Here is a 22,109-nt window from a genome sequence, read left to right on the forward strand (position 1 = left end):
GGTCAGTACGCGCTGGGCCAGCCGCCGCTCCAGCCCAGCAGGTTGATGCCGAGCTTGGGTGTGCCGTTGTCGTCGCGGTCGTAGTAGTGGTAGACGAGCACATGCCCGTCGCTGTCCTTCAGGACGGACTGCCCGCCGGGTCCGATGTAGCGCCCGTGGGTCTCCAGCACCGGTGTGCCGCCGCCGTCCATCATCCGTACCCCGCCGCGGTCGGTGTACGGCCCGGTCGGGCTGCTCGCCCGGCCCGCCTTGATCTTGTACGTGGAGTCGGTGCCGGCGCAGCACCGGTCGTAGGAGGCGAACAGGTAGTAGAAGCCGCCCCGTTTGACGATCTGCGGGGCCTCCACGGCGTGCGGCGCGTCGGGCCGGGTGGCGAGGCTGTGCACGGTGCGGTCGCTGTGCCGGTTCCCGGTGGCGGGGTCGAGGCGGATCATCTTGATGCCGGTCCAGTACGAGCCGAAGCTCAGCCACCAGGTGCCGTCGTCGTCCACGAAGAGGTTGGGGTCGATGGCGTTGTGGTTGTCGCTCGTGCTCGTCCGGTAGACGATGCCGCGGTCGCTCCAGCTTCCGGGGAGGCCGGTGGAGCTCTTGGCCAGCCCGATCGCGGAGTGGTTGGAGCCGAAGGAGGAGACGGCGTAGTACATCCAGTAGGCGCCGTCGTGGTACGAGATGTCGGGCGCCCAGGGGTCCCGCTCGGAGGAGTAGTCCGACCACCAGGACGGCAGGGTCGTGAAGGCCGATCCGGCGCGGGTGAAGTGGGTGCGGTCGGTGGAGACGCGGGCCTCCAGGCCGCCGTGCGTGGAGTAGAGGACGTACCGTCCGTCGGTGGTCTTGACCATCGTCGGGTCGTGGACGACGACATCGCCGGTGACCAGCCCGGGGTTGGGGTAGGCGGTGGCGCCGGAGGGCAGCAGGGCGAGCAGCAGGGCCGCGGGCAGGGCGGTGAGCAGTGCGCGTCGGCGACGCATGGGGGGTGTCCTTCCGTTACGGGGGCGTGGGGATACGGGAGGGCGGGTCGTACGCGGATGCCCCGCGCGGTGCGGAGTGCGGTGCGCGGTGCGCGGTGCGTCGCGCGTACGGGATGCGTGGCGTTGCGCGTGGGCCGGTCCGGACCGGGAGCCGCCGCGGGCCCCCGGTCCGGACCCGGGCTACTGGCCGGCGAGGCCCGTGTGGGCGACGCCGCGGACGATCTGGCGCTGGAAGATCGCGAAGACGACGAGCAGCGGCAGCCCGGCGATGACGAGGGAGGCCATCACCTGGGCGTAGCGCACGCCGTACGTGGACTGGACGTTGACGAGGCCGACGGGCAGCGTCATCCCGGCCGGATCGGTGGTCACCAGGAACGGCCAGAGGAAGTTGTTCCAGGTGGAGATGAAGGTGAAGATCGCGACGGCGGCGAGGACGGGCCGGGAGAGCGGCAGCACGATCTGCCAGAACACCCGCCAGCGCCCGGCGCCGTCGCAGAAGGCGGCCTCCTCCAGTTCGCGCGGCACGCCCTCGAAGAACTTCACCAGGATGAAGACCATGGCGGGCACGGCGACCTGCGGCAGGATCACGCCCCAGTAGGTGTCGACGAGCCGCAGCCGCACCATCTCGGCGAAGAGCGGGGCGATGAGCACCTGCGGCGGCACCATGATCCCGGCGAGCACGAGCCCGTAGAGGACGCGGCGGCCGCGGAACTCGGTGCGGGCGAAGCCGTAGGCGGCCATCGCGCAGGTGGTGACCGTCAGCAGGGTCGTCATCACCGCGATGTAGGCGGAGTTGACCATCCAGCGGGCCAGGTCGCCGGACGCCCACACCTCGCCGTAGGCCTCGAAGGTGATGGTGGAGCCCACCCACTCCAGTGTGGTCTTCGTCGTCTCGCTCGCCGGTTTGAGGGAGGTGGCCACGGCCCAGGCGAGGGGCAGCAGCCAGGCGACGGCGAGCAGCACGGCCAGGGCGAGCAGGGCGATCCGGCCACGCGTCCAGCGGGGCGTGCGGCCCCCGCCGGTCCCGGGCGCGGCGGCGCCGCCCGGCACGGGGGCACCGGCCACGGTGGTGCCGTCCACGGCGGTTGCGCTCACCGGTCACTCTCCTCACTGGCGCGCCGGGACAGCCGCAGCTGGACCAGCGAGACGACGACGATCAGGGCGAAGAAGACGTAGGAGACGGCGGAGGCGTAGCCGATCCGGTAGCCGGTGAAGCCGGCCTGGTAGACGTACTGGAGGATCGGCCGGGTGGACTCGTCGGGCCCGCCGCCGGTCATGATGTAGACCTGGTCGAAGATCTTGAGCGAGGCCAGCAGCTGGAGCACCAGCACGACGAAGGTGGTGCGGCGCAGGCTCGGCAGGGTGATGTGCCACAGCCGGTGCCAGGGGCCGGCGCCGTCGATCTCGGCGGCCTCGTAGAGGTGTTGCGGGATGGACTGGAGTCCGGCCAGGTAGAGCAGGAAGTTGAAGCCGACCGTCCACCACACGGTGGTGAGGACGATGGAGAGCATCGCGTAGCGGGTGTCGCTGAGCCAGCCGATGTCCGGGTCGAGCCCGGCGGCGCCCAGCAGCAGGTCGGCCAGGCCGAAGTCGGACGGGTAGATCATCCACAGCCAGAGCAGGCAGACGACGCCCGAGGGCAGCAGGAAGGGCGCGAACCAGGAGAGCCGCCACAGCCACTGCACCACCCGCAGCTCGTGGGCCAGCAGCGCGAGGACGAGTCCCAGCACGACGAGCGGGACGGTGCTGAGGGCGGTGAACCAGAGGGTGTTCCAGAGGGAGGACCAGACGTTCGGGTCGGTCAGCGCCTCGGCGTAGTTGTCCAGCCCGACGAACTCCGACTCGGTGCCGGCGATGTTGTCGTCGCCGAGGCTCATCTTGATGCCGTAGAGCAGCGGCCAGACCAGGAAGAGGGCGTAGACGATCAGGAACGGCGCGGTGAAGAGCAGCCCGTGCTCGGTCCACTTGTGGCGGACGGAGCGTACGGAGCCCGTGGTCCCGGCCCGGGCCCCGGCGGCGGGCGCGGCGGGCGGTACGGCGGAGGTGGTGGTCATGCCGCGCCTCCGAAGGGGTTCGGGGTGTCGAGGAGTTTCCGCAGGCGTCTCTTCGCCTCGGCGAGGCCGTTACGCGGGCTGCGGGAGCCGGTGAGCACGCCGGAGAAGACGGCGCCGAGCTCGATCTGCATGGAGGAGGCGGAGCCGGCGAACCAGGCGGGCGGGTCGAGCGCCACGTCGTCCAGCACGGAGCGGTACTCGGACTGCGGTGTGAGTTCCAGGTACTCGGGTTTCTCCAGGGTGGGCAGATAGGCGGGGACGTGGCCGCCCTTGGCCCACTCCACGGTGTGTTTGAGCAACCAGGCGACGAAGGCGTGGGCGGCCTCGTTGCTCGCGCCGCCGCGGCCGGCCTGGTGCGGGAGGACGAAGGTGTGGCAGTCGGCGAAGGTGGAGGCCCGGCCGAAGAGGTCCGGTATCCGGGTCATGGAGAAGGGGATCTTCGTGGTGAGGAAGGTGCTGACCTCCCACTCGCCGTTGATGAGGAAGGCGGTCCGCCGGGTGTTGAAGGCGCCGACGCCGCCCTGGTAGTCGACCCGGCGGATGGCCAGCCCCTCGTCGACGAGGGAGCGCATCCACTCCAGGACCCGCAGGGCCTTGGCGTCGTCGATGGTGATCCGGGTACCGGTGTCGTCGAGGACGGTGCCGCCGGTCTGGGAGTAGAAGGCGGCGAAGAGCCGCCACGGGCCGACGGTGTCGGCGCCCATGGTCTCCATGGCGATGGCGGGGCCGCCGGTGGTCTTCTTGACGGCGCGCAGGACCTCGGTGAACTCCCGGGCGCCGCTGATCGGCCGGAGCTTGCCGTCGTCCCCCAGCAGTCCGGTCTTCTTGCAGATCTCGGTGTTGTAGAAGAGCACCAGGGGGTGGGTGTCGAGCGGGACGGCGTACTGCTCGCCGTCCACGGTCCCGCGGCGCCAGATGTGCTCGGGGAAGTCCGTGGGGCGGACGCCGTGTTCGGCGAGGAGGTCCAGGTCGAAGGGGTCGAGGAGGCGGCCGGGGGCGAAGCCGGGGAGGCGGGTGAGGTGGAGGGCGGCCACCTCGGGAGCGCGTCCGCCGGCCCCGGCCATGCCGAGTTTGGTGTAGTACGGCGCCCCCCACTGGAGGGTGGCGGACTCCAGTCCGATGCGGGGGTGCTCGGCGCGGTAGGCGTCCAGCATGGTCTGCATGTTGACGCCGTCACCCCCGCCGAAGAGATGCCAGAAACGGAGGCGGGTGCGGTCGGCTCCGGCGGCCGAGGGGGCCGCGCAGCCGGTGGAGACGGTCCCCAGGGTGCCGGCCGCGGCGAGGGCACCGAGGCCGGTGAGCACGCTTCTGCGGCTCCGTGAAGTTCGTGAACTCTGCTGCATGAGAGGCGGGTATCCCTACGTCTTCGGGATGCTCAGGGCGTGCGAGGAGGGCTGACGCCACCCGATATGTTCGACATGTCGAATGGCGCCCGTAACTTCGAACGGCAAGATAGATTCGAAAGAATGCCCCGTCAACGCTTCGCGCAGAGATACGGCGATGTCGGCGGCGCGCCAACTCGGCTCCCCAGCGCGGGAGATGGGGTGGAAGGGGGTGCGGTGGGGGGTGCGGCCCGCATGCTGCGCGCACGTCGGCGGCCGATTCGGGCCGCTGCCGGCAGCGGTTCCGTGCCGTTCCGTTCCGTGCCGCACGCCCCGGCCCGGCGAGGGAGAAGGCCCCGACCGGAACGGTCTCGGTGCGTCAGGCCGCGCGACCTCTGCCGAACTCGCGCCGTTCACCGTATTTTTGACGGTGGGCGGGCCACGGTGCCCGGCCCGCCGGGGCGCCGCCGAGCGTCGCGCCACGGTGTGCGAACGGGGAGAGGGAAAGCATGGGCGGGTTCATCTGGCTTCTGGCCGGCCTGGTCGGCGTCGCGGTGTGGTGCACGGTCGTGCTACTCCGGCGCGATCGCGGCCGGTACACGGAGAACGTCGACGGACTGATGATCGAGCAGCAGGCCCTGCTGCGCGCCCGGGGCATGCGCGGGGACGTCCGGGCCTTCACCGCCAACGTGGGCAGGCCCGGACGCAAGTTCGGCTCGCACGGGCCAGGGAGCTGAGGCTCCGCCCCGGGAACCGGGAGCAGAACCGGGCTCGGCCTCCCAGCCTCCCGGCCTCCCGTGCTCCCGGGCTCCCGGGCTCCCGGGCTCCCGGCTCAGCCGGCCGGGGGCAACGGCGGCGCCACGGGCCTGGACCCGTTCGCGTGCGCCGTAGCCGGCGCGCGCTCCGCTCCCGCTCCTGTCCCTGTCCGAGACCCCCGGCCTCTCCGGCCCTCCGGTCCCGCGCTCAGCCGGCCGGCGGCGCGGGCGGCGCTGCCGGGGGCCACGGCGAGGCCGCGGGCCCGGGCCCGGCCGCGTCCGCCGTACCCGGCGTCCCGTACCCGCCCCCGTCACCGGCACCCGGCGGCTCCGCCACCGGCAGCACCAGCTCGCGGGCGAGGAGGGTCGCCCCCGCCACCGCGCCCGGCATCAGGAAGACGGCGACGAACGGGACGAGGAAGGCCAGCGCCAGCGGCACACCGAAACCGAGGGTGAGCATCAACCGCCCGCGCAGCAGGCGGAACCGCTCCTTGAGCGGCACCCCGCGGCGCACGAGCGCCACACCGGCCAGCTCGACGGCGAGGAAGAACCCGGAGACGCAGAGGCCGACGACGGGGACGACGGTCTGCCCGACGACGGGCACGAAGCCCAACACGAACAGGGACACCCCGAAGAGGGCGGCCCAGAAGAGCACCCGCAGGCTGTCCCAGGCCGAGATCAGCAGCTCACGCCAGAGCGGCAGTTCCGGCCCGGCCGGGGCGCCGCCCTCGGACTCGTCCACCTGCTCGGCCAGGTTCTCGTAGAACGGCTGACCGACGAGGAGGGTCACCGCGGCGAACGTCACCACGGCGAAGAACAGCCCGCCGACGAAGAGCAGCGCGGTGAGGGTGCCGCGAAGCAGGCCCTGCCAGGGCGAGTCCCAGTCGTCGGCGAACGGGGTGGCCCAGGCGGTGATGTCGCCGGCCCAGAAGCCGAGGGCGACCAGCGCCGCCGCGTACAGCGCCAGGGTGATGAGCGGGGGCAGCAGCAGCCCCGTCCTCATCCGGCTGCCGCGCCGGCCCACCCAGCGCTGCCCTTTGACCAAGTAACCGAAACCCGCCCCGAGATCACGCATGGACGGAAGCCTATCCGGGCCCCGCGCCGCCCCCGGCCCCGCCCGTGGAACGGGAGCGGGGACGGGGACGGGGGCGGGGCCGCACGGCGGTACGCGACGGCGGTACCGGGGGCCCGGGCGGCGGGATGCCGGACCCGGACCGCGACGGGCCCGGCCCGTACGGCGGCAACGGGGCGAGGTGGCCGGGCGGCGGTCACCCCGGGCGGTGAGCATGCCCGGCCGTCACTCGGCCGGGTCTCAGGCGACGACGCTCAGGTCGACCTTGATGTTGCCGCGGGTGGCGTTGGAGTAGGGGCACACCTGGTGCGCGGCCTCGGTCAGTTCGCGGACCGTCGCCTCGTCCGCGCCGGGGATGGAGACGGCCAGCTCGACCTCCAGGCCGAAGCCGCCCGCCTCGGTCTTGCCGATGCCGACCTTCGCCGTGACCCGCGAGCCGGTGATGTCGGCCTTCCGCTGCCGGGCCACCACGCCCAGCGCGCTCTGGAAGCAGGCGCTGAACCCGGCGGCGAAGAGCTGCTCGGGGTTGGTGCCGGCACCGCTGCCGCCCAGCTCCTTGGGCGGGTTGACGACCACGTCGAGCTTGCCGTCGTCGGAGGCGACCCGGCCGTCTCGGCCGCCCTCGGCGGTGGCTATCGCGGTGTACAGAACGTCAACGGACTGGACGGACATGTGAATCCTCCTGTGGTGCGCACACGGTGTGCGCTCTCGGACGGTGCTGCCGCGCACCGGCGCCGCCGCGGCCGGCGGTGTGTCAACCGGCCGAGGCCATGCGCTCGGCGGTACGCGGGGGATGGTGCGTGGGGGGCAGAGGGAAGGGCGGAGGGAAGGATGTCAGCCGTCGAGGCTGACGATCATCTTTCCGGTGTTCTCGCCGCGCAGCATGCCCAGGAAGGCGTCGGCGGCGTGGTCGATGCCGTGCACGACGGTCTCGCGGTAGGTGAGGTCGCCGGACCGGATCCAGCCGCTCACCTCTTCGACGAACCGCGGCTGCAGCGCCTGGTGGTCGCTCACGAGCATCCCCTGCACGCGGAGCCGCTTGCCGATGACCAGGGCGAGGTTGCGCGGGGCGGGCGAGGGCTCGGTGGCGTTGTACTGGGAGATCATTCCGCAGACCGTGACGCGGCCGTGGACGTTGAGGGAGCCGATCGCCGCCTCCAGGTGCTCGCCGCCGACGTTGTCGAAGTAGACGTCGATGCCGTCCGGCGCCGCTTCCCTGAGCTGCTCCGCCACCGGGCCGTTCTTGTAGTTGAACGCGGCGTGGAAGCCGTGCTCCTCGGTGAGGGCCCGCACCTTCTCGTCCGAGCCGGCGCTGCCGATGACGCGGGAGGCGCCCTTCAGCCGGGCGATCTGGCCGACGAGGCTGCCGACGGCACCCGCCGCGCCGGAGACGAAGACCGCGTCGCCCTCGCGGAAGGAGGCGACCTCCAGCAGCCCGGCGTAGGCGGTGAGGCCCGGCATCCCGAGCACACCGAGGTAGGCGGAGAGCGGGGCGAGCGCCGGGTCCACCGCGGTGGCGTGCTCAGCCTTCACGACGGCGTACTCGCGCCAGCCGAGCCCGTGCAGCACGTGGTCGCCCACGGCGAAGCCGTCCGCCCGCGAGGCGAGGACCTCGCCGACGGCGCCGCCGTCCATGGGCGCGTCCAGCCGGAAGGGCGGGACATACGACTTGACGTCGTTCATGCGGCCGCGCATGTACGGGTCGACCGACAGATGCAGATTGCGGACGAGGATCTCGCCGGGGCCGGGCTCCGCGACGGGGATCTCCCGCAGGGCGAAGTCCTCCGGGACCGGCGTGCCGGTCGGCCGGGCGACGAGATGCCAGGCGCGGCCGGTCTGCGGCAGTCCGGACGATACGGGCTGCTCAGGCTGCGCGGACTGTGCGGGCTGCTCGGGCTGTTCCGGCATGGGGGGCGTTCCTCCTCGGGCCACGCTGCACGCGGCAAATATTTCATTACCTGAAACAACCATGCTGCCAAATATTTCAGATTGTCAAGTAAATCGTTACCCTGGTTCCATGGACCCAGCCCCAGCCCCACGCACCACGGACCCCCTGACCCTTGAGGTCGTCGAGCTCATCGCCGCCGTCGTGGCCCGTTACCACGAGGAGTACGAGGACGCGGCGGCCGAGCACCACCTCACGGGCGCGCAGGCGCGACTGCTGGGCCTTCTCTCCCTGGAACCGCTGCCGATGCGCCGGATCGCGCAGCGGCTGAAGTGCGAGCCGTCCAACGTCACCGGCATCGTCGACCGCCTGGAGGCCCGCGGCCTCGTCGAGCGGCGCCCCGACCCGGACGACCGCCGCGTCAAGCTGGCCGCCACCACCGCCGAGGGCCGCGCCACCGCCCGCCGCCTCCGCGACTCCCTCGACTTCGCCCGCGAGCCCCTAGCCGCCCTCACGGCCGACCAGCGCACCCTCCTCCGCGACCTCCTGCGACGGATGCTGGGCGTGGAGCCCTGACGGGTCCGGGAACCCGAGCAGGAATCCCCGGATCTCCACTTCCACTCTCGAAGACCGGCTGCAGCGCCCGCCCGAAGGGGGGCGATGACGTAGTGCGGCGCATGCGGGTCCTCGTAGCCGATGTGTCCCCGCAGGACCTGTGGCTGGGCTTCCAGGCGTTCAGCGGCAACGTGAACGGCGTCCCCGATCTCGCCCTCGCTCCACTACGAGCTGTCGAAGAGGTGGCACATGCCCCCGACCGCAATTACGGCGCTGCCCACGATGAGCACGCGACCGGGGGGATTCCTCGCGTTGTACACACAGCGCGGATGGCCCCGCCTCTTGATGAAGACCGGCTCGTCGGGTTCGTCCGCTCCAAGAGCATGACCAGCGGTCGGGAGGCCCGGAGTTGAGCGCGACGCTCTCGTGGCTGCACCCGTGCGTCCCGCAGCGTCCGCCGGAAGACGCGCAGGTTCGGTACCTCGGCCACGGCTTCGGCGTCCTGGTCTACGAGCCCGACGGCTGCGGTGAGAGCAGCGCGGAGCTGCTTCTTGTCTCGCCGTGGACCGAGCTTTTGAGCAGCGGCGACAAGCCTACGGCGCCTGGTGCCCGAGCTGGGATTCCGGGACCGACGAGGAACGAACGGGGCCCGGCCATCTGGCCGGGCCCTCGCCATACTGCCTTTGAGCTGGCGGCGACGCCTGGTGACATCTCTGATCCCGGGCGCGGACGCTTGCTAAACGATGATCGGGTTCGCTTCCTTGACGCAGCCCGATCCGATCACCACGAGCGTCTCCACCGGCACGGTGTCGAGGATCTTGCCGAAAACGGCGACCGAGTTGGTGCAGTACAGCTGGGTCCGAGCGGTTTCGCTGGCACGGAGCACGACCGGGCCGTTCATGGGGTAGGGGTAGATGCCGGTGTACGGGGTGGTCCGTACGGCCTTGTCGCAGCCCAGGCCGAGGCCGGTGGGCATTCCCGCCAGCCCCAGTCGCTTTGCCACCTCTTCGATCTTCTCGATGGGGTAGCCGAGTGGGGGGTTCTTGAGATCGACCGTGCCCAGCGAGCATGCCAGTGCCGGGGTCTCCCTGGGGGCTGCCTCGACAGGTGAGGCTAAGGCGATGGTGGCCAGGATGATGCAGGCGACAGTAAAAGGCTTCTTCATGTTCTCGATGATTGCCCGTACTTGACCAACAGGCGTGAGCTTCAACGCTTAATCACAAATCCTCCGCATTTATGGTTTACGCACTCCCTGGCCTCGCGCTTTCACGCAGCAGGGCGTCCGGTGGGTGATCAGAAACGCGAAGAGTGCTCCTGACCTGGTCCCTCAGCAAGCTGACGGACCCCTACGCATGCTGGGCCTGGAGCCCTGACGGGGCCTGGCGGAACACGGGCCGTGTGAGACTTCCGTCCCATGACAGGGCATGAGAACGCCGGAGAGGTCCAACGGGCGGACGTCGCAGTGACATTGGGGTTGTTGGCGGCGTGGGTTCTGCACGACGCGGAGGAGGTGGCCGTCACGCCGCGCCGGCTCCGCGCCCGGGTGCCGGAACTGCGGAAGCGGCTTCCGCAGGTTCCGGAACGGCTGTGGCGGCGCCTCGAGACCATCGATGAGCGAGAGTTCGCGACGGCCGTCGCCGCCATGGGCGTGCTGATCACCGCCGCTGCCGCCGACGGGTACCGCACCGGCGGCCGCTCGGCCTTCTACCAGAGCACTCTCAACGGCTTCGGCCTCTGGGGCCGCGGCAGGCTCCGCCGGGCGGGAGTGCTCCGGCCCACACGAGCGTCCGACGCGGTGCGGGGCCTGGCGCTCGCCGCGGCGGCCGTCGGCGCGTCGCACGCCGTCGCGCGGCGGGTCCGCGGCGGGCGGAGGTCCCTGGGCGGGGGCCGTCAGCGGGCCCGGTGACGGCCCCGCCGTCCGGGTCCCCGGCGTGGCGTGGGCGCGGGGCGGGGCGGGACCTTTCAGGATCGGCAGCGGCCGGCTCTTCCGGGCTCGTCCGCACGGCTCAGAAAAAAATCGGCCGGTGATGTCGAGAACCCGGGACCGGCTCCGTCCCCGTAGTGAAAGCGGCCAGAAGGGGCCGCGCCGGCACCGAGGAGAGACATCATGGCCAAGTACCTGCTGCTGAAGCACTACCGAGGCGCTCCGGCCCCGGTCAACGACGTGCCCATGGACCAGTGGACCCAGGAGGAGATCTCGGCCCACATGCGGTACATGCAGGACTTCGCGGACCGGCTGGAGAAGACCGGCGAGTTCGTCGACGGCCAGGCGCTCGCCCCCGAAGGGGCGTGGGTCCGGTACGACGGCGAGGGCCGCCCGCCGGTCACCGACGGCCCGTTCGCCGAGACCAAGGACCTCATCGCCGGCTGGATGGTGATCGACGTCGACAGCTACGACCGCGCCGTCGAGCTGGCCGGGGAACTGTCGGCCGCCCCCGGCGAGGGCGGCAAGCCGATCCACGAGTGGCTGGAGCTGCGCCCGTTCCTGACCGCGCCGCCCACCATCACGGAGTGACCTCCGAAGTGGACGAGAAGCTCCTCCGGAGCCTCATACCCGGCGTGATCACGATCCTCGTCCGCCGCGGAGCCGGCTTCGCGGCGGCCGAGGACGCCGTGCAGGACGCGCTGGTCGAGGCGCTCCGCACCCGGCCGCACGGCCCCTCCCCCAGCTCTTCGGCCGGGGGCGGGGCCGTGCGGGACCTCAAGGGCTGGCTGGTCACCGTGGCCTGGCGCCGGTTCCTCGACGCGACCCGGGCGGAGGCCGCCCGCCGCCGGCGCGAGGACCTCCTCGACCAGGAGCCGGCGCCCGGCCCCGCGCCCGCGGCGGACGACACGCTCCAGCTCTACTTCCTGTGCGCCCACCCGTCGCTGACACCGTCCTCGGCCGTCGCGCTCACCCTGCGCGCCGTCGGCGGGCTCACCACCCGGCAGATCGCCCGGGCCTACCTGGTGCCCGAGGCGACCATGGCGCAGCGCATCAGCCGGGCCAAGCGCACCGTCTCCGGCGTGCGGTTCGACCGGCCCGGCGACGTCGCCACCGTGCTGCGCGTCCTCTACCTCGTCTTCAACGAGGGCTACTCCGGCGACGTCGACCTCGCCGCCGAGGCCATCCGCCTCACCCGGCAGCTCGCCGCCGTGATCGACCATCCCGAGGTGGCGGGGCTGCTCGCCCTCATGCTGCTCCACCACGCCCGGCGCGCCGCCCGGACCGCGCCCGACGGCAGCCTGGTACCGCTCGCCGAACAGGACCGCGGCCGCTGGGACACCGCGACCATCGCCGAGGGCATCGGCATCCTGCAGGCGGCCCTCGCCCGCGACCGGCTGGGCGAGTACCAGGCCCAGGCCGCCATCGCCGCCCTCCACGCCGATGCGCCCACGGCCGGGGAGACGGACTGGGTGCAGATCGTCGAGTGGTACGACGAGCTGGTGCGCCTGACCGACAGCCCGGTCGTCCGGCTCAACCGGGCGGTGGCCGTCGGCGAGGCCGACGGCCCGCGCGCCGGCCTGGCGGCCCTCGCGGCACTGGACGCCTCCGCTCCGGGCCTCCCGGGCTCCCCGGGCTCCCCGAACTCTTCGAGATCGTCGAAGACTCCGGGCTCGCCGGGCAGGGGACAGCCCATCCCCCGCTACACCGCGGTGGCGGCGTACCTCCACGAGCGCGACGGGGACCTGCCGACGGCGGCACGGCTGTACGCCGAGGCGTCCCGCCAGGCCCCCAACCTCGCCGAACGCGACCACCTCACCCGCCAGGCCGCCCGCCTCAACGCACGGGGGTGAGGCCGGCGGCGACGCGACAGGACCCTCATCGCAGTTCCCCGCAGGGCTGCGCGGTCCCGTGTGGCTGGAGCAATCGCCTCACCCCGGAAGAGGCGGGTCAGGCGGCTGCTGGACTACGCATTGCTGGCGGAGTGGCTCAGCGGCGACGGCCTGCGTACCGGGGGCGCGGAGCCTGTCGAGACCCGCACGCCGCAGTGCAGGTGAAAAGGCCCTGGCCAGTCAGTGCTCTGTCCTGTGCGTGTGCCGGGAGCGGCGGCAGGGTGGGAGCGGGCTTCGCTTCGAGGCCGACCGTCAAGCAGGGCGTCCCCCCGACCTGCTCAGTTCCTTGTGCCCGTCAGCTTCGGTGAGCCGCAGCGTGTGATGCGGAGGGTAGGACAGCGGGCCCCGGGGAGCCTTGCAGCCGGGATCGGACCGGCCCGGGTCGATACTGGCCGGAGAGGTCTGCAGGTACTTGGACTCGGCAAAGAGGACCACCGCCGACCATTCACAGTGCCGTCCCGAGAAGTCGCCGGTGCCGGTGACGGCGGCCGAGCCGGTGATCCCGGTGTGTACGGTCACGGCCCAGCCCTCTGCTTGACGGGTGCCGACGAAGTCTTCCGCGATGCGGTCACCGACCGGGGAAGCTTTCGCAAGCCTGACGTATCCATTGTCGGAGTGATGCCAGGACAACGTTTCTTGCGTGGTCCCTGCGCTGACACGTAAAGGCTCGAGCCGGGGACAGCTCCCCTCCGGTAGTCCTTCGGGCAAGGTCTTCTGGATTGTGGGACGCGCAAGTCGCAGGTGCGCCTTGGCAGGCTGGACTTCGCCGAACGAGCCCATGCAGACGACGTTCGCGGTGACCGTGATGTAGGTGGAGGCCTTGCGGCGCTGCAGTGTGAGATGCAGGAGGAACGGCTTCCGGCCCGCGTATGTTGTCCTCAGGTTGACCCACCACCCGCCTCCCCGGTCAAGGATTGCGTTTCCGCTCCTCGGGGTTGACCGGGCCTCTCCTTCCAAGGCGCCCGCCGCATTGCCGTCCCAGTCCCCCAAGGCTGTCCCCGCCACCGTCCCCGCGATGGCCAACGACAGCACACCGGCCACCGTCACCAGCGTTGCCGCGAGCCTCCGCCGAACGAGCACCGACCGCGTGGGCGGAGTCCGCCGGATCGCCGGCGGGGTGATACCCGCCTCCGGAGCGTCGAGCGGATCACGGCGGCGGGCCGGCGCGGTCGCCTGCGGCAAGTCCGGGAAGTCCGGGAAGTCGTGCTCGCAGCCGGACCGGGGTGGCGATGAGTCCGCCGAGTGCGGGACCTCCGGCAGAGGGCGTGCGGCCATCCGGTCGAGACGGATCAGCAGATCTGCCGGCAGCCAGGCGCCGGCCGGGGCCCGGCGGGTGTCGTCCAGGATCTCCGGGATGGTCGGCCGGTCGTGCGGGTCCTTGGCCAGGCAGTGCTGTACGAGCTCCCTGATCGCCTCGGGCAAGCCGGTCAGTTCCGGCTCCTCGTAGGCGATACGGAACATGAGCGCGTGGGCTCCGCGGCCATCGCCCTGGAAGGGAGAGCGCCCGGTGGCGGCGTACGCGAGCACGCTGCCCAGCGAGAAGATGTCGGAGGCGGTGGTGACGCGCTCACCCCTGGCCTGCTCCGGGGACATGAACTCCGGTGTCCCGACGACGGAGCCGGTGCGGGTGATAGTGCTGTCCAGGGACGCGTCCACGGCGCGGGCGATGCCGAAGTCGATGACGCGGGGGCTGTCGACGGTGAGCAGGATGTTGGACGGCTTGAGGTCCCGGTGCACGAGTCCGGCATCGTGGATGGCGTCCAGGGCGAGCGCCAGCCGGTTGGCGAGGACGTGCGCCGAGGCGGAGGGGAGCGGACCGAAGTCGCCCCGCACGACAGCCCGGAGCGTGGGGCCCGGTACGTATTCCGTGGCCACCCATGGCACGTCGGCATCGGTGTCGGCGTCCAGGACGCGTGCGGTCCACTCGCCGCTCACACGGCGCGCGGCGGCCACCTCGCGGGCGAAGCGCCGCCGGAATGCCTCCTGTGTGGCGGAGTCCGGGACATCCATGCGGACCAGCTTCACCGCCACAGTGGCCGCGTCCGCCCCGCCCTCCCCCGCACGGGCGAGATACACCCGGCCCATGCCGCCCGCGCCAAGCCGTGACAGCAGACGGTACGGCCCGATGCGTACGGGGTCGTCGGGGCCCAGCTGATCCATCGTCTTCCCGCCCCCGTCGCTCCTGATCAAGCCGTGCGCGATCCTTGCACGGCGGCATGTGAGCTGCGGGATTTTGCCGGGAGTCGGTCCGGAGGCGGAAGGTTGGTGCTATAGGGGCCGGTCTCCACCAGCACCCCACTCGTGCCCGAGCGGCGCGCCCAGCGCCTTGGCGAGGCGGCTCAGCAGCGGCCGGGGCGGTACGGAGTCGCCGCCCTCCATGCCGGAGACCTGCGACTGGATCATTCCTGCACGCCGGGCCAACTCTGCCTGGGACCAGCCGAGTTCGCTCCGCCGGTCGTAGACCGCCTGCCCCAGCGCGAACGCATGGCCGGCTTCGACGTAGGCGGGGGATTCTTCGACTGTTTCCTCCAGCAGCTTCCTGGTCCGCCAGGTCTTCCACTGGGTGTGGTTCACCGGCCTGCCTCCATGTCGTGGTCACGGACGATGCCGGAAGGGTCGGGGGCGGACCACAAGCGGACCGGCCCAGCCCCGGCGTCCGTTCTGGGCGCGCGTGGGTGCACCGGCGTGGCCTGCTGTCCGGCGATGGCAAACGGCTCGTCAGCGCCCTACTGCCGGGGGAGGTCGGCCGGGTCGATGGCGAAGGGGAACGGGGCGTCCAGGTGGGTGGTCGTGCCCGCGGGAGCGGTCGCCCGCTCCGTGTAGCGGCCGCCCGTCAGTTCGTACACGACGAGCATGGGGGCCGGGTCGAACTCGAGTCGCCAGAAGTGCGGGATCGCGGCCTCGGCGTAGAGCATCGGCTTGAACTTGCGGTCCACGGTGCGGTTGCCCGGAGAGACCAACTCGACCACGAGCCGCACGGCATCGGCCTCGACGCTGACGCCGTCCTCGGCGGTCGCGCCGGCGTCGGTCACCACCAGGTCGGGCACCACCAGACCCGACGGCAGGATGACGTTGATGGCCTCCAGCACTTCGACCGGCGCCTCGGCCGCTCGGGCCGCCGTGTCCAGGGCGGCGTGGAGGCGGAACGAGGCCCGCTGGTGGCGGATGCCGGGCGCGGGGGACATCACGAGGGACTCCCCCAGCAGCTCGTAGCGGGTGGCGCGGTCTTCGGGCAGAGCCAGGACGTCGGCGACGGTCCAGGGCCCGGTGTGATCGATGGCGACGCTCATCCCTTTCACCTCCTCGTCCGACCGGCAGTCGCGGTGTGACCTCGACGGGCGGTACGTCGCCAGCATACGGGCGCTCCCACCTGCTGACACCGGCTTCCCCCACCCCGGGGTGAGCTCTCGGACATACGTGCCGCGCAGCCGTCCGCCACGCTCCGGGAGCCCACCGCTCCCGCCGAAGCCCCCGTCAGCCCGCGAACGGCGGTTGCGGGAGGCCCCGGCCCGCGTTCGGGAGGACGAGGAGGGAGCCGGACAAGGGGTGGGGGCGGTGGCCGACGCGGGCCGTGGTGATGTACAGGTCCGTGAGGTCCGGGCCGCCGAAAGCGCAGGCCGTGGGGCGGCGGACGGGGAGCGGAAGGGTGCGGTCCAGGCGGCCGTCGGGGGTGTAGCGGCGGATCGCGCCGCCGTCCCACAGGGCCACCCATACGCAGCCCTCGGCGTCCACACACAGCCCGTCCGGGTAGCCCGCGCCCTCCTCGATCTCCGCGAGGGTGCGGCGGCCCCGGATGCCCTGGCCGTCGACGTCGAAGACGTCGACGCGGCGGGTCGGGGAGTCGGCGTAGTACATCAGCCGTCCGTCCGGGCTCCAGCCGGTGCCGTTGCTGACGGTGGGGTCCGGCAGCACCTCCACCGCCGTGCCGTCGGGAGCGATGCGGGTGAGGCTGCCGCCGCCGGGCGTCTCGTCGTACGTCATGGTGCCCGCCCAGAGCGAGCCGTCCGGCGCGACGGCCGCGTCGTTGCCCCGGCGGTTCGGCACCGGGTCGTGGTGCAGCCAGGAGAAGGCGCCCTCCGGGGAGAGCAGGGCCACGCCGTCGCGGAGGTTGAGCACCAGGCCGCCGCCCGCGCGCGGCTTCACCGCGCCGACGTGCTGTTCGGTGGTGAAGACCGTGCGGCGGCCGGTGGCCGGGTCGTAGCCGTGGACGCGGGAGGAGAGGATGTCGATCCAGATCAGCCGGCCCGTCGCCGGGTCCCAGGTCGGCCCCTCGCCGAGTTCGGCGGTCGCGCGGACGGCCACCTCCGGGCGCGGGAGCCGGGCCGTGCGGCCGGGAGTCGCTGTGCTCATGAGCGGCCACGGTAGCCGAGGCGGCCCGACAGTTCGGCCGCGCCCTTGGCGGCGAGCTCCGCCAGCTCCGCGTGGCGCTCCTCGCTCCAGCGGATCATCGGTACGGAGATGGAGAGCGCCGCGACGACCGTGCCGGCCGAGTCCCGCACCGGCGCGGCCACGCAGCTCACGTCCGGGTTGGACTCCCGGTGCTCCACGGCGATCCCGCTCTCCCGGATCGCGGCGAGCTGGCGGCGCAGCGCGGCGGGCGAGGTGATGCTGTTGTCCGTCATCGCGGTCAGCGTGCTGCCGTCGGGGAAGAGGTTCTCCAGCTCGGCCGGGGAGAGCGAGGCGAGCAGCATCTTGCCGACGGAGGTGCAGTGGGCGGGGAGCCGGCGGCCGGCGGCGGAGACCATGCGGACGGCGTGGGTGCTGTCCACCTTCGCGATGTAGATGACGTCGGTGCCCTCCAGGATCGCGACGTGCACGGTCTCGTCGCAGGTCTCGGCCACGCCCCGGGCCACCTGCAGGCCCTCGGCGGCGAGGTCGAGCTGCTCGGCGTAGCGGCTGCCGAGCTGGTACGGGCGGACGCCGAGCCGGTAGCGGCCGGGCTGGCCGGGGACGGCCACGAGGTAGTTGCGGGCGGCGAGGGTGGTGACCAGCTCGTGCACGGTGGTGCGCGGCAGTTGCAGCTTGCGCGTGATCTCGGGGGCGGAGAGCGTACCGTCTCCTTCGAGGAAGAGCTCCAGGATGTCCAGGGCTCGGGTCACGGCGGGTACGAGGCGTCCCATGGCCGCTCACTCACCTACTTCCGGCAGTCGCTCCACCGGCGCTTCCACCGGCATCGGCGTTCGAAACTCCGGCCGTTGACCGGTATGGCGAACATCAGCCTAACCGCGGGGGGTTCGGGCGGCAATATGCCTGATCGTCGCCGTCGGTCGCCATCGGTCACCGCCCTGCATCGCTGTGCGCGTCGCGCACCGCTGCGCGCTGTCGTGCGCCGTCGTGGCGTCCTCGCGGCTCTCCGGGCCTCCTGTGTGCGGCGGGCGCTCGCACGGCCCGTGCGCCGGGCGAGACGGCGGCGGTGCCGCCCCACCGGACCCCGGCCGGCCGCTCGGTGTCCCGGTCCTGCGCGACGATGGAGCCATGAGCCGCCCCGAACCATCCCCCGGCGCCACCGGGCCCGGCGACAGCCCCGGGCACCCCGGCGACGCCACCGGGCCCGGCGAGCCCGGCGAGCCCGTGGTCCCCGGTGACGCCCCTCCCCCGCCGCGGTTCGGCCCCCGGATGTTCCAGCTCGTGCTGCTCCGGCGGATGGCCGACCACCAGCCCGGCCTCGTCGAGGACGCCCTGCGGGAGCTGGGCGAGAGCCGGGCCGTGATGCGCGAGGCCAACCGCCGCTGGCAGGCGATGGTGCGCTCGCCCCGCGCCCGCGGCGCCCTGGCGCGCTACCGCTCGGTGCTCGGCCCGCCGGAGTCCCGCGCCCCGCGCCGGATCGGCGATCTGGAGTGCGAGGCCCTGCGCTGGCCGGTGCCGCTCTGGCCCGATCTGCGGTTCGAGGTGCTGGCGGCGCCGGGCGGGCAGGTGTGGAACGAGTGGCTTGTCCGCGCCCCGGGCGCCCCCGGCCCCGTCCTCCGTACGCTCGGTGATCTGCGTCCCTGGAGCTGCACGGTCGACGAGGTGGCCCGCGCCTTCGCCCCGGTCACGCCCATGGAGGGCTCGGCCCCGACCCGCTGGCGGCTGGCGTTCACGGCCCCCGACGGGACGACGGGTGAACGGCGCCGGGTGATCGCGGAGTTCACCTGGGGCCTGCTCCAGCGCCTGCCGGAGCACTGAGCGGGCCCGGAAGCGGCCGTTGCGGCCGCCGCGGAGGCTCGCCCTCCCGTGCGATTTGACTCCGCGGCGGCACACGGCGGACAGTCGGTGGTTCGACAGCCGGAATCACCCGCCGATGACCTTCGACCGGGTTCCGTACGAAGGAAGCGGTGCAGCGGTGGCGCGGATCGAGCTGGGCAAGGTAGTGGCCCTGGCACGCGAGGCCGCGGACGAGGTGCTGGCCCCGAGGGCGGCGGCGGTCGACGCCGGGCAGGAGTGGCCGCGGGAGGGCATGGCCGCGCTGCGGAAGCGGCTGGGCGGGCTGGTGGTGCCCGAGCGGTTCGGCGGGATGGGGCACGGCCTGCTGGCCGTGGCGCAGGTCGGCGAGGTGACGGGCCGGGCCTGCGCCTCGACGTCCATCTGCTTCGGGATGCATCTGGCCGGATCCGCGGTGATCGCCGCCAAGGCCACCCCGGACCAGCAGGAGCGGTATCTGCGGCCGATCGCCGCCGGGGAGCATCTGACGACGCTCGCGCTGTCCGAGCCGGCCACCGGCGGTGAGTTCTGGCTGCCGCAGACGCGGATGGAGCACAGCCGTCCCGGCCGGCTGCGGCTGACCGGCACCAAGAGTTTCGTCACCAACGCCGCGCACGCGGACTCCTACGTGCTCTCCGCGGTGGCGGCCGATCCCGGCATCCCGCCGGGCCTGTTCTCCTGCACGGTGCTCGACGCCGACGCGCCGGGGCAGGTGTGGGGAGAGCCCTGGCGGGGGTTCGGCATGCGCGGCAACTCCTCGCGCTCCCTGGAGCTGCGCGGCACGGACATCCCGCAGTCCTGCCTCCTCGGCGAGGAGGGCGACCAGATCTGGTACGTCTTCAACGTCATCGCCCCGTACTTCCTGATGGCCATGGCCGGCACCTACCTGGGCGTCGCGGCCGCCGCCCTGGAGGAGGCCCGCGCCCATCTGCTGCGGCGCCGGCACGCCCACTCCGACCGGGCCCTGGCCTCGCAGCCGGTCGTCCAGCACAAGCTCGGCTCGATGTGGGCGCGGGTGGAGCGCACCCGGCGGCTGATCTTCCACGCGGCCGTGGAGGCGGAGGCCGGCGGCGCGGAGGCGCTGATGGGGCTGGCGTCCGCCAAGGCGGAGGTCGCCGAGGCGGCGGAGCGCGTGGTCAACGACGCTCTGACCCTGGTGGGCGGCATCGGCTACGGCCAGGACTCGGCCCTGCACCGGATGCTGCGCGACGCCCGCGCGGCCCATGTGATGTCCCCGGCCACCGATGTGCTGCGCATCTGGACGGGCCGCGCCCTGCTCGACGAACCACTGCTGGAGGGATGACGGTGCCCCCGGACAGGCCCCGCGTCCTCCTCGTCGGCGTGCTCCCCGGCGCCGTGTCGGCCCTGCAGGCGGCGCTCGGGCCCGGAGCCGACGTGCTCTTCGTCCCGCCGGAACAGCTCGTGGACCACACCCGGGGGGTGCGGGGCGAGCGCCGCCCCACCCTGGTGGTGCTCGGCCGGGAGCTGCCGGCTCCGTTCGGCCTCGTCCACGCCGTGCGCCCGCACCCCGCGGACCTCGTGGTGATCGCCGTCTCCACGCCCGCCACCGAGGGCGAACTGGCCGCGCTGCCCCTGCTGTTCGCCGCCGACCGGGCGCGCCACCTCCCCGACTCACAGGCGGACCGGTTGCCCGGGGTGGCCCGCGAGATGATGACGGCGCTCGGCCGGCACCGCACCTACGCGACGGTGCGGGCCGCGGCCCAGTACCGCCTCGGCGCCGGCACGGCGATCAGCCGGCAGCTCGGGGACCACCTGTTCGGCGAGTTCCTCACCCAGGCGCCGGTCGGCGCGCTGATGCTGGACGCCGCCGGGGCCCTGGCCGCCTGGAACAACAAGGCGGCCGACATCCTCGGCCTCGGCGAGCCCGAGTCCCTCGGCCGGCCGCTCACCGGCCTGTTCCCGGAGTCCGTCCGCGCGCCGCTGGAGGAGCATCTGGCCTCGTCCGGCGGAGGGCACGGCGGCGGTACGGGCGACGGCCCGGGCGGCGATCCGGCCGGTGACCCGGGCGCCGTCTTCGAACGGCTCCGCCCGGACGGGACGACGCAGGCGCTGCGGCTGGCCCCGCAGCGGGTCCTCGACCCCGAGGGGCGGGAGCGCCGGCTGCTGCTCGTGGAGGACATCACCGACCGGCTGCGCGCCCAGCGCCAGCTCGCCGAGCGGACGAGTCACGCCCTGCTCAGCGCCGAGGTCGCCGCGGCCATGACCGCACCCGGCCCGCTGCCGGACCGGCTGGAGCGCAGCGTCCAGGCGGCGGTGCACCGGCTGTCGGCCGTCTTCGCCTGCGTCTGGGCGGTACGGATGCCCGGTGACGGGCTGGACCATACGGTGTGCGCCGACGGTCCGGCCGACGGCCCGACCCCGGCGCACGTCCGGGTCCGCCGGGAGCTGATGGAACGCGTCGCCGCCGGGCGCCGCCCGGCCCGCGACGAGGTCCCCGGCGAGGACTCCACCGTCTGCGTGGGCTATCCCCTGGTCTCCGGCGGGGAGTTGCTGGGCGTCCTCGCCGTCGGCAGCTCCGTCCCGCTGTCCTCCGCCGCCTCTGGCACCCTGGAGGGGATCGCCGACCAGATGGCCGTGGGCATCCAGCAGGACCGCCTGCTGCACCGGCTGCGCGCCACCACCGAAGCGCTGGAACACCCGCTGCTGCCGCCCAGCCTGCCGGCGCTGCCCGGATTCGACCTCGCCGCCCGCTACCACCCCCACGGCAGCGGACTGCACATCGGCGGCGACTTCTACGACGCCTTCACCGCGGGCGACGGCCGGCACGTCCTGGTGCTCGGCGACGTCTGCGGCAAGGGGCCGGCCGCGGCCGCCATCACCGGTCTGGTGCGGCACACCCTGTGGGCCGCGGCCCAGCACACCCCGGACCCGGCGCACGTCCTCGACCTCGTCGACCGGGCGCTGCGCCGCCAGAAGACCCCCTTCTGCACCCTCGCCTACGTCGTCGTCGACACCACCGTGACGCCCACCCGCCTCCACCTCGCCTCGGCGGGCCACCCCGCCCCGCTGCTGCGCCGGGCGAACGGCGGCACGACCGTCCTCGACGTGCACGGCCCGCTGCTGGGCGCCCTCGGCCGGGTGCACCACCCGGTGACGGAGACCGACCTGCTGCCGGGCGACACCCTCGTCCTCTACACCGACGGCTTCACCGAGGGCGCCGGGTCGTACCACCAGCGGGAGCCCGAGGACCTCGCCGCCGTCGTCGCCAAGCACGCGCCCCCGCCCGGCACCGCCCGCCCCGCCGACCACATCACCGCGGCCCTGATGGACGACGCCCACCACTGGTGGGGCGAGCGGCTGCGCGACGACCTGGCCGTCCTGGCCCTGACAGCCCTGCCGCCCGCCGGTCCGGCGGCTTCGGCGGCTTCGGCGGCTTCGCAGGCTTCGGAGGGCTGAGGGCCCGGCCCGGCCGGGCGCCGGGCGAGCGGGCGGCACAGCCGCTCCCCCGGCGGGCCGGGCGGCCGGTGGCCCGGGGTGCCGG

Annotated in this window: 21 protein-coding genes; 8 read left to right on the forward strand and 13 right to left on the reverse strand. The window is 72.9% G+C overall.

Annotation, left to right across the window (positions count from 1 at the left end):
• Positions 1 to 2 precede the first annotated feature (2 nt).
• From IF83_RS0118360 to IF83_RS0118375, 4 genes are all read right to left on the reverse strand, one after another.
• On the reverse strand, positions 3 to 968 hold the full coding sequence (locus IF83_RS0118360; protein ID WP_030545434.1) for an arabinan endo-1,5-alpha-L-arabinosidase: 966 nt from the start codon (positions 966 to 968) through the stop codon (positions 3 to 5).
• A 180-nt stretch (positions 969 to 1,148) separates the two neighbouring features.
• On the reverse strand, positions 1,149 to 2,048 hold the full coding sequence (locus IF83_RS0118365) for a carbohydrate ABC transporter permease (RefSeq protein ID WP_030545436.1): 900 nt from the start codon (positions 2,046 to 2,048) through the stop codon (positions 1,149 to 1,151).
• An 11-nt stretch (positions 2,049 to 2,059) separates the two neighbouring features.
• The gene (locus IF83_RS0118370; protein ID WP_030545438.1) at positions 2,060 to 3,022 is read right to left on the reverse strand and encodes a carbohydrate ABC transporter permease; all 963 of its coding nucleotides are present in this window, start codon (positions 3,020 to 3,022) and stop codon (positions 2,060 to 2,062) included.
• Entirely contained in the window at positions 3,019 to 4,365 is a 1,347-nt protein-coding gene (locus IF83_RS0118375; RefSeq protein WP_030545440.1) for an extracellular solute-binding protein, read from the reverse strand. Before IF83_RS0118375 ends, IF83_RS0118370 begins: the two co-directional genes overlap by 4 nt.
• Before the next feature lie 488 nt (positions 4,366 to 4,853).
• On the opposite strand from IF83_RS0118375, the gene IF83_RS30375 reads away from it, so the two are divergent.
• Complete coding sequence (locus tag IF83_RS30375) at positions 4,854 to 5,081, forward strand: hypothetical protein (RefSeq protein ID WP_037680372.1); 228 nt, start codon at positions 4,854 to 4,856, stop codon at positions 5,079 to 5,081.
• 226 nt (positions 5,082 to 5,307) lie between these two features.
• Here the strand turns inward: IF83_RS30375 and IF83_RS0118385 are convergent, their stop codons facing one another.
• From IF83_RS0118385 to IF83_RS0118395, 3 genes are all read right to left on the reverse strand, one after another.
• A complete protein-coding gene (locus IF83_RS0118385) occupies positions 5,308 to 6,174 on the reverse strand; it encodes an EI24 domain-containing protein (protein ID WP_030545442.1) in 867 nt (288 codons plus the stop codon).
• Positions 6,175 to 6,411: 237 nt separating this feature from the next.
• Positions 6,412 to 6,843 carry an organic hydroperoxide resistance protein gene (locus IF83_RS0118390; protein WP_030545444.1) on the reverse strand — a complete coding sequence of 144 codons (432 nt, stop codon included), beginning with the start codon at positions 6,841 to 6,843 and terminating at the stop codon, positions 6,412 to 6,414.
• Between the two features lie 162 nt (positions 6,844 to 7,005).
• Positions 7,006 to 8,079: an NADP-dependent oxidoreductase gene (locus IF83_RS0118395; RefSeq protein WP_051722893.1), complete on the reverse strand. Its 1,074-nt coding sequence runs from the start codon at positions 8,077 to 8,079 to the stop codon at positions 7,006 to 7,008.
• A gap of 109 nt (positions 8,080 to 8,188) precedes the next feature.
• Between IF83_RS0118395 and IF83_RS0118400 the strand changes: the two genes are divergently transcribed.
• Positions 8,189 to 8,632 (forward strand): MarR family winged helix-turn-helix transcriptional regulator, encoded by a 444-nt coding sequence (locus IF83_RS0118400; protein WP_030545448.1) that lies wholly within the window; start codon positions 8,189 to 8,191, stop codon positions 8,630 to 8,632.
• A gap of 715 nt (positions 8,633 to 9,347) precedes the next feature.
• Here IF83_RS0118400 and IF83_RS33785 read toward each other — a convergent pair.
• Positions 9,348 to 9,821, reverse strand: coding sequence for a hypothetical protein (locus IF83_RS33785; protein ID WP_158711063.1), 474 nt, complete (start codon positions 9,819 to 9,821; stop codon positions 9,348 to 9,350).
• Between the two features lie 267 nt (positions 9,822 to 10,088).
• On the opposite strand from IF83_RS33785, the gene IF83_RS0118415 reads away from it, so the two are divergent.
• The 3 genes from IF83_RS0118415 (at position 10,089) to IF83_RS0118425 (ending at position 12,388) form a co-directional block, all read left to right on the forward strand.
• Positions 10,089 to 10,517, forward strand: coding sequence for an HXXEE domain-containing protein (locus IF83_RS0118415; RefSeq protein ID WP_394297343.1), 429 nt, complete (start codon positions 10,089 to 10,091; stop codon positions 10,515 to 10,517).
• Positions 10,518 to 10,718: 201 nt separating this feature from the next.
• Positions 10,719 to 11,126 carry a YciI family protein gene (locus IF83_RS0118420; protein WP_030545455.1) on the forward strand — a complete coding sequence of 136 codons (408 nt, stop codon included), beginning with the start codon at positions 10,719 to 10,721 and terminating at the stop codon, positions 11,124 to 11,126.
• 8 nt (positions 11,127 to 11,134) lie between these two features.
• Positions 11,135 to 12,388, forward strand: coding sequence for an RNA polymerase sigma factor (locus IF83_RS0118425; RefSeq protein ID WP_030545457.1), 1,254 nt, complete (start codon positions 11,135 to 11,137; stop codon positions 12,386 to 12,388).
• A gap of 291 nt (positions 12,389 to 12,679) precedes the next feature.
• On the opposite strand, the gene IF83_RS31255 is transcribed toward IF83_RS0118425, so the two are convergent.
• From IF83_RS31255 to IF83_RS0118450, 5 genes are all read right to left on the reverse strand, one after another.
• The gene (locus tag IF83_RS31255) at positions 12,680 to 14,617 is read right to left on the reverse strand and encodes a serine/threonine-protein kinase (protein WP_051722895.1); all 1,938 of its coding nucleotides are present in this window, start codon (positions 14,615 to 14,617) and stop codon (positions 12,680 to 12,682) included.
• A gap of 78 nt (positions 14,618 to 14,695) precedes the next feature.
• On the reverse strand, positions 14,696 to 15,001 hold the full coding sequence (locus tag IF83_RS0118435; protein ID WP_051722896.1) for a helix-turn-helix domain-containing protein: 306 nt from the start codon (positions 14,999 to 15,001) through the stop codon (positions 14,696 to 14,698).
• Between the two features lie 152 nt (positions 15,002 to 15,153).
• The gene (locus IF83_RS0118440; protein ID WP_030545468.1) at positions 15,154 to 15,717 is read right to left on the reverse strand and encodes a Uma2 family endonuclease; all 564 of its coding nucleotides are present in this window, start codon (positions 15,715 to 15,717) and stop codon (positions 15,154 to 15,156) included.
• Positions 15,718 to 15,901: 184 nt separating this feature from the next.
• Entirely contained in the window at positions 15,902 to 16,777 is an 876-nt protein-coding gene (locus IF83_RS0118445; protein WP_037680375.1) for an SMP-30/gluconolactonase/LRE family protein, read from the reverse strand.
• Positions 16,774 to 17,547, reverse strand: coding sequence for an IclR family transcriptional regulator (locus IF83_RS0118450; RefSeq protein WP_030545472.1), 774 nt, complete (start codon positions 17,545 to 17,547; stop codon positions 16,774 to 16,776). Before IF83_RS0118450 ends, IF83_RS0118445 begins: the two co-directional genes overlap by 4 nt.
• A 496-nt stretch (positions 17,548 to 18,043) precedes the next feature.
• Here IF83_RS0118450 and IF83_RS0118455 point away from each other — a divergent pair, with 496 nt between their 5' ends.
• From IF83_RS0118455 to IF83_RS31260, 3 genes are all read left to right on the forward strand, one after another.
• A complete protein-coding gene (locus tag IF83_RS0118455) occupies positions 18,044 to 18,592 on the forward strand; it encodes a hypothetical protein (RefSeq protein ID WP_051722926.1) in 549 nt (182 codons plus the stop codon).
• Between the two features lie 115 nt (positions 18,593 to 18,707).
• Positions 18,708 to 19,910 (forward strand): acyl-CoA dehydrogenase family protein, encoded by a 1,203-nt coding sequence (locus IF83_RS0118460; RefSeq protein WP_051722897.1) that lies wholly within the window; start codon positions 18,708 to 18,710, stop codon positions 19,908 to 19,910.
• Positions 19,907 to 22,024, forward strand: a complete 2,118-nt coding sequence (locus tag IF83_RS31260) for a SpoIIE family protein phosphatase (protein ID WP_078843590.1) — start codon at positions 19,907 to 19,909, stop codon at positions 22,022 to 22,024. The genes IF83_RS0118460 and IF83_RS31260 overlap by 4 nt, the downstream gene beginning before the upstream one ends.
• Positions 22,025 to 22,109 lie beyond the last annotated feature (85 nt).

It is taken from the genome of Streptomyces albus subsp. albus (assembly GCF_000719865.1).
Lineage (GTDB): Bacteria > Actinomycetota > Actinomycetes > Streptomycetales > Streptomycetaceae > Streptomyces > Streptomyces albus_E.